The organism is Kitasatospora sp. NPDC093558 (assembly GCF_040683475.1).
In the GTDB taxonomy this organism is placed as follows: Bacteria; Actinomycetota; Actinomycetes; order Streptomycetales; family Streptomycetaceae; genus Kitasatospora.
On the sequence record NZ_JBFBDY010000327.1, the window covers coordinates 1 to 7,159 of the forward strand.

At 72.7% G+C, this 7,159-nt stretch carries 7 protein-coding genes; 6 read left to right on the top strand and 1 reads right to left on the bottom strand.

The window, feature by feature from the left end; all coding sequences use genetic code 11:
* Positions 1-10: 10 nt before the first annotated feature.
* Positions 11-946 carry an ABC transporter ATP-binding protein gene (locus AB0O00_RS25195; RefSeq protein WP_363655354.1) on the bottom strand — a complete coding sequence of 312 codons (936 nt, stop codon included), beginning with the start codon at positions 944-946 and terminating at the stop codon, positions 11-13.
* 91 nt (positions 947-1,037) lie between these two features.
* Between AB0O00_RS25195 and AB0O00_RS25200 the strand changes: the two genes are divergently transcribed.
* The 6 genes from AB0O00_RS25200 to AB0O00_RS25225 all read left to right on the top strand — a co-directional run.
* Positions 1,038-1,565, top strand: a complete 528-nt coding sequence (locus AB0O00_RS25200; protein ID WP_363655356.1) for a MarR family transcriptional regulator — start codon at positions 1,038-1,040, stop codon at positions 1,563-1,565.
* 89 nt (positions 1,566-1,654) lie between these two features.
* Positions 1,655-2,692: a DUF5954 family protein gene (locus AB0O00_RS25205; protein WP_363655358.1), complete on the top strand. Its 1,038-nt coding sequence runs from the start codon at positions 1,655-1,657 to the stop codon at positions 2,690-2,692.
* 446 nt (positions 2,693-3,138) lie between these two features.
* On the top strand, positions 3,139-3,861 hold the full coding sequence (locus AB0O00_RS25210; protein WP_363655360.1) for a hypothetical protein: 723 nt from the start codon (positions 3,139-3,141) through the stop codon (positions 3,859-3,861).
* Positions 3,862-3,970: 109 nt separating this feature from the next.
* Complete coding sequence (locus tag AB0O00_RS25215) at positions 3,971-4,546, top strand: hypothetical protein (protein ID WP_363655362.1); 576 nt, start codon at positions 3,971-3,973, stop codon at positions 4,544-4,546.
* 43 nt (positions 4,547-4,589) lie between these two features.
* A complete protein-coding gene (locus AB0O00_RS25220; RefSeq protein ID WP_363655363.1) occupies positions 4,590-5,936 on the top strand; it encodes an MAB_1171c family putative transporter in 1,347 nt (448 codons plus the stop codon).
* A partial coding sequence (locus tag AB0O00_RS25225) for a cytochrome P450 (protein WP_363655365.1) occupies positions 5,933-7,159 on the top strand: 1,227 nt, incomplete at its 3' end. The genes AB0O00_RS25220 and AB0O00_RS25225, both read left to right, overlap by 4 nt.

Below are 7,159 nucleotides of genomic sequence, written 5' to 3' on the forward strand. Positions count from 1 at the left end.
GCGGTGGCGGTCATCGTGCGGCCCCGGCGTCCGCACCGGGTGCGTCGAGGTGCTCGGTGGCGAGCTCGTCGCCGTAGTGGCGCAGCATGAGCTCCTCCAGCGTGGGCGGGTGGCTGACCAGGCTGCGCAGTCCGGCCTCGCTCAGCCGGCGGACGGCGGCGTCGAGTTCGCCTCCGTCGACGGCGAAGCGGACCCGGGCGCCGTCGGTGCGCACGCCGTGCACGCCGGGCAGCGCGTCGAGGCCGGTGACGGGCCGCAGGGTCTCGGCCTCGACGGTGGTGCGGGTGAGGTGGCGCAGTTCGCCGAGGGTGCCGCTCTGGACCACCCGGCCGCGCCGGATGATGCTGACGCGGTCGCCCAGCTTCTCCACCTCGTCGAGGATGTGGCTGGAGAGCAGGACGGTCCGTCCCTGCTCGACGGCCTGCCGGACGACGTCCTGGAAGACGACCTCCATGAGCGGGTCCAGCCCGGAGGTGGGCTCGTCGAGCAGGAGGAGCTCGGCGTCGGAGGCGAGGGCGGCGACGATGGCGACCTTCTGCCGGTTGCCCTTGGAGTAGCTGCGGCCCTTCTTGGTCGGGTCGAGGTCGAAGCGCTCGACGAGCTCGTCGCGGCGGCGGCGGTCGGGGCGCCCGCGCAGCCGGGAGAGCAGGTCGATCGCCTCGCCGCCGGTGAGGTTCGGCCACAGTTCGACGTCGCCCGGGACGTAGGCGAGGCGGCGGTGCAGCTCGACGGCGTCGTGCCAGGGGTCCTTGCCGAGCAGCCGGGCGGTGCCGCCGTCGGCGCGCAGCAGGCCGAGCAGGACCCGGATGGTGGTGGACTTCCCGGCGCCGTTGGGCCCGAGGAAGCCGTGCACCTCGCCGGTCTCGACGTCGAGGTCGAGGCCGTCCAGCGCGGTGGTCCGGCCGAAGTTCTTGCGGAGGCCGGAGAGCGTGATTGCCTTCGTCATGCTGTTGAAGGTACCGTAGTTTCGGAAAAACGTGAATATTGGGAAGGCGTTAAAGTTTCCTCGGACGTCGGAGGACGTCGGAAGATCGACGGTGGACTCGGGACGGTGGGTGCTGGTGGAGCGGGAGCAGGAGCGGGCGGACTTCGTCGAGCGGTTCGCGGCCGACCTGGTGGTGGCGGGCATGGCCCGGATGCCGTCGCGGATCTTCTCCTGCCTGATGGCCGAGGAGAGCGGCGTGCTCACCTCCGCCGAGCTCTCCGAGCGGCTGCGGATCAGTCCGGCCGCCGTCTCGGGCGCGATGCGCTACCTGACCCAGGTCGGCCTGGTCTCCAAGGAGCGCGAGCCGGGCTCGCGGCGCGACCGCTACCGGGTGCGGGGTGATGTCTGGTTCGAGTCGCTGACGCGGCGGGACGAGATGATGATGCGCTGGATCCGGGTCCTCAAGGACGGCGAGTCGATCGTCGGCGCCGGCACCGCGGCCGGCGACCGGCTCGCGGAGAGCGCCGAGTTCTTCGAGTTCATGATCGACGAGCTGCACGGGATGCTCGGCCGCTGGCGCGTCGAACGGGACCGGCGGGCCGCGGAGGCGGCCGAGGCGACCGCCCAGGGCGCGCAGTAGCGCCGAAGGGTCCCACAACCACCCACCGTACGAGGGCGGTTCACCCAAGGACACCCCGGACGACGGCCCGCTGCGCTACCACTGGCCGCATGGACGACGACGTGGTGCCCTTCCCCGACCACCTCACCATCCGGGTCACCCACACCGACGACCCGGTCTCCGCCGTGGCCGGCCTGGAGGCGTGGGAATCGCGCGAACGCTACCCGGACCTCCTCATGATGCCGCCGGTCTTCGGCTCGATCGAGCGCACCCCCGACGGGGCCTGGCGGATCCTCTGCTTCCACGCGGGCACGCCGCAGGGCGCCCGCGACGACCTCGGGCACGTCTTCCGCTGCTGGGCGCACGGCGAGCCCGGCGGCCGGTGGGCCGCGCCCTGGGACATCACCGACGCCGAACGCGCCGCCTACACCGCCGCGTACGAGCGGCTGGAGTGGGAGAAGCTCGACGAACTGACCGTCGCCGGACGGCAGTACCGGGTCTTCCGCGCCGAACAGGTGCTGCGCGGCGGCCCCGAGGGCGTCGAACCGCCCCGCCCCACCGATCCGGACCCGGCGCCGGTCGGCCGCGGCCACCGGGCGCCGTCCCGGGTCGACGGCTTCGTGATCGACCCGGCCGCAGCCGTCTCCCTGGTCGACGGCATCGTCCGGCTCGACCTGATGACCCTGGTGCCGAGCGGCCGTTCGATCACCGAGGACGTCCGCGAGGACGCCAGGTCCGCCTCCGCGCGTCACCCGAACGTGTTCGTGCTGCCCGTGCACTGCGCGGTCGCCGAGCAGCGCGACGGGCGCTGGGGCCCGATGACCGGCGCCTGCGAGACCCCGCAGGCCGCCCGCGACACCCTCGCCGCCTACCTGCGCGAGTTCGCGCCGATGACCGACCCGGGCCTCGGCGAGGAGGAACTCGCCGCCTACGCGGCCGCGGCCGACCGCCTGGACGCTCAGCGGGCCAACACCGTCGAGGCCGCCGGACGCCGCTTCCAGCTGGTGCGCGTCGAACCGGTCGTGCGGCTCGGCCCGGACGGCCCGGAACCGCCGCGCCCCTCGGACCCCGACCCGGACCCGCCGATCATGGTCCAGGAGGCCCGGGACCGCGCGGCGGGGCTGCTGCCCGAGGGCGACCCGGACTGACCTGCTGCGGACGTTCTGCCGACCTGCTGCGGACGTTACTGATCTGCTGCGGACGTTGCCGACCTGCTGCGGACGTTTTGCCGGGGTGGAGGGAAACCCCCGTCTCCCCTCCACCACCGGAGCTCGTGGTCAGGTGCGGTGCCGGCCACCCGGAGCCCGTGGGGTGGCTGCGGGTGGCCGGCGGCGCATGCGATGCGCGCATGCGGCACCTTCGTTCGCCGACCGGGCGGAGACGGGACCTGCCCCCGTGTCGCGGCGGGACGGCCCCCGTGTACTTCCCGTCCACGCCTTGCAGATCCTCACCGTCCGGTGCGGCGTCGCGACCGATCGTGCATACACCGACCCCCGTCTGTCAAGAATCCTTGATGAGATCGCCGTTCCGCTGACCGGTCGTCACGTATGATTGACGAGGCTGGACCCGACACCGCGAAGGAGTGCACAGGAAGATGGCCGAGGACACCGCGGCTCACCGCCGGACCATCGCGGAGCGACTCACGCACCTCATGAGCACCGGACACCCCGACGGCACCGGCCCGCGGGACTACCACGCGGTGGAACAGGCCAGCCAGGACTACGCCGAGCGGTACCCCGGCAGCCCCACGATCAGCCGTCAGACGGTGCACAACCTGCGCAACGAGCGGGTCGCGAACCCGGGCATCAACAGCCTGACCGCGCTGGCCAACGTCTACCGCGTGCCGATCTCCTACTTCCTCTCCGAGGGGGCCGGACAGGGGGAGGCCGCCGCCGGCCGGACGCCCGCACCCGACCCGGACATGGTGCTCCAGCGCCTCGACGGCATCCTCAAGGTCCTCCAGCCCGACACCGCCGCCACCCTCGACGACGACGCCCGCATCGCCGTCCTGACGGCCAGGAACTGCCCGATCGGCCGCGACGCCCTCGACGGCCTGCGCTCCGGTCAGTGGGACGAGCGGCTGCGCCTGCCCCTGGGCGAACTCGCCGCGCGCATCAGCCTCCCGGCCGGCTACTTCGTCGACCACCGCATCCCCGCCGCCGACCCCAACGACCTGCTCCTGCTGGGCGCGCTCAAGGCGCAGGGCGCCAGAGGAATCGCCCTGCGCCAGGTCGCGGGGCTGCCCGAGGACGCCTTCCAGGCCCTCTCTCCCATGCTCGACCTCCTCAGCAAGGCCGATCCACGCCGGCGCATGTGAACGGGACCCGCCCGGCGGGACCGGGCGGGCCGATTCGTTAGGCTCCTCTGCACGCCGTCCGCGGCCGAGCGGCCTGGGGGAGCCCGATCAGCGTCCGGGGGATGGCGTGGTGTTTGTCCGATGGAAGCAGAACGAACGCCTCTGGGGGCCGGAGTTGAACGACAAGGACCTGCGAAAACACTGCGCCGACGTGGTGGCCCGGATCGACCTCCCGAGCCCCTTCAGCATCAACTCGCTCGTCGACCGCGTCGAACAGCAGCGCGGACGCGGCATCTCGCTCGTCCCGATCCCCCTGCCGGTCCGTCAGGGCAGCCCCTGCGGCCTGTGGGTGGCCACCGACGACGTCGACTACGTCCTCTACCTGGCGGACACCAGCCGGGCCCACCAGGAACACATCGTCATGCACGAGCTCGGCCACATGCTCCTCGGCCACGGCTTCACCGAGGCCGACCAGGACGAGGCCGCCCGGCTCCTGATGCCCACCCTCGACCCGCGCTTCGTGCAGTCCGTCCTGGCCAGGTCCGTCTACACCTCCCAGGAGGAACGGGCCGCCGAGTACGTCGCCTCACTGCTCCCGCTGCGGGCCGGCCGCGCCGCCTCCCGCACCCGGCAGGAATCCGTCAGCCCCGGCATGGCGAACCTCGTCCGGCACATCGGTGCCGCCCTGGAGCGCAATTCACGCTGAGCACGATTCACGCTGAGCACGATTGACGATAAGGTCGAGCCCCGTGCTGCTGCTCACCGTCGTCTACGCCGTACTCGCGGTCATCACCTGGACCGCCTTCTTCTACAAGGTCCGCGACCTCGTGCGCGACTGGCGCAACCGCGAACTCCAGATCCTGTGCCTCTCGATCGCCACGTTCGCCGCGCCCTTCGTGCTGGCCTCGCCCCACGTCTACATGGGGATCGATCGCCTCCTCGGCGTGCCGAACATCGCGACCCTGATCATCTACGTCTGCGTGGCGGTGTGCGTCTCCGGGTTCATCGCCCTGCTGGTGTCCTGGTCCTCGGCCCAGAGCGGCATGCGGGTGCGGCACTGGATCGGCGTCGGCTACTCGCTGACGACCATCGTCGCGATGACCGTCTTCTTCTTCCTCGGCAACGTCGACGGCGTCGAACACCCGGTGGACTTCGACGTCACCTTCGCCGAGGTCCCGTACATCTCGGTCTTCCTGCTCAGCTACCAACTCCTCTTCACCACCAGCATGGTGATGCTCATCGTGCTGTGCCGGCGCTACGCCGCGGCGGTCGACCGCCCGTGGCTGCGCCGGGGCCTGCGCACCGTCGCGCTCGGCGCGTTCTTCGGCCTCGGCTACGGGGTGCCCAAGATCCTCAACATGCTCTGGGACCAGATCGGGACCTCCCCCCTGCACACCGTGAGCAGCATCGCCGCCCCGCTGTCCGCCAGCGTCTCGGCCCTGCTGTTCTCCGTCGGCTTCACCATGCCCGCCTGGGGCGAGGGCGCGGACCGCCTGCGCGACCTCGTGGTCTCCTACCGCGCGTACAAGCGCCTCTACCCGCTCTGGCACGACCTCGCGACCGCCTTCCCCGAGCTCGTCCTCCTCCCGCCGAACGACCGTCAGCAGCCCTGGTCGGCCCGGGCGCTGCTGGCCCGCCCGGCCATCGAGATCCGCGAGGGCCGGATGACGCTCGCGCCCCGCGGCGGCCAGCAGGGGGACAACCAGCAGGCCGACAGCCTCCAGGACCTCGACCTCCTCGTGGCCCGCCAGCGGGTGGAGATCCGCGACGCCCAGCTCCGGCTCCGCCCCTACTACACGGACACGGCCGCCGACGCGGCGCGCGACCTCGCCCGGGGGCGCGACCTCGCACCCGACGAGGTCGAGGCCGCCGTGGAGGCCGCCCAGGTGAGCGTGGCGCTGCGCACGCACGCGGCCGGGGCGCCCGTGCCGGCCCCGGCGCCGGGCCGCCACGAGCCCGTGGCCGTCGACCCGGCCGAGGAGGTCGCCTTCCTGGTGAAGGTCGCCGTCGCCTACACGTCCTCGCCCGTCGTGGCCGCCGTGACCGACCGCTTCGCCGCCCCGGGCGGCTTCGACGCCGGAGTCGTGGCTTCATGACGGACCCCGCCATGCCGGTCGGTGGGCTGCCGTCCGACGGGCTGGCGTCCGACGGCACGCTGTTCGACGGGTTGCTGCTGACCGACCCGCACGAGGGCTACGCGCAGCTGCGGACGGCCTGCCCGGTCGTCCGCACGACGACGCCGGACGGCGCGCCGGTCTGGCTCGTCACCCGCTACGAGGACGTGCGCGCGGGCCTGGCCGACCCACGGCTGTCGCTGAGCAAGCTGACGTCCACCAGCACCGGCACGCACGGCGCCTCGATGCCGTCGGCGCTGGACGCGCACCTCCTCAACCTGGACCCGCCCGACCACACCCGGGTGCGCCGCCTGGTCGCCCCGGCCTTCACGGTGCGCAACGTCGCCCGGCTGCGGCCGGCCGTCGAGCGGCGCACCGCGGAGCTCCTCGACGGCTTCCGGGGCCACTCCGCCGATGTCATGCGGGACTTCGCCACGCCGCTGGCGCTCACGGTGATCTGCGACCTGCTCGGCATCGCCGAGGAGGACCGCCGGGACTTCCGGACGTGGACGGACGCCCTGCGGTCACCCGCCCCCGACGCGCCGCTCGCGTCCCGCCGGGCCCTGAAGGACATGCACGGCTACCTGGTCGACCTGATCGCCGCCAAGCGCGCCCGGCCCGGCGACGACCTCCTCACCCAGATGATCGCGGCCCACGAGGACGGCGACCGGCTCTCGGAACCCGAGCTCGTGGCCCTCGCCTTCCTCCTCCTGTTCGCCGGGTACGACAACAGCGCGAACCTCGTCGGCAACGCCGTCCTGGCGCTCCTGACCCACGAGGAGACGCTGCGCTCGCTCCGGTCGGGCGAACTCGCCGTCGGCCGGGTGGTCGACGAGGTCATGCGCTGGAACAGCCCGTCCATGCTAGCCTCCCGGCGCTTCGCCCGCGAGGACGTCCACATCGGCGGCGTCCGGATCGCCGCCGGGGAGCGGATCTGGATGTCCCTCACCTCGGCCAACCGGGACCCGCAGCAGTTCGACGACCCCGGGCGTTTCGATGCCGGCCGTTTCGGCGCCGGCCGGCCCGAGGGCGGCCGACCCGAGGGCGGGCACCTCGGCTTCGGCCACGGCATCCACTACTGCCTCGGCGCGGCACTCGCCCGGCTGGAGGCCGAGGTCGCCGTCGGGGCCCTGCTCCACCGCTTCCCGGCCCTGCGCCTGGCGGACCCGGACGCGGCGGTGACGTGGTGCGAGTCCTTCCGCAAC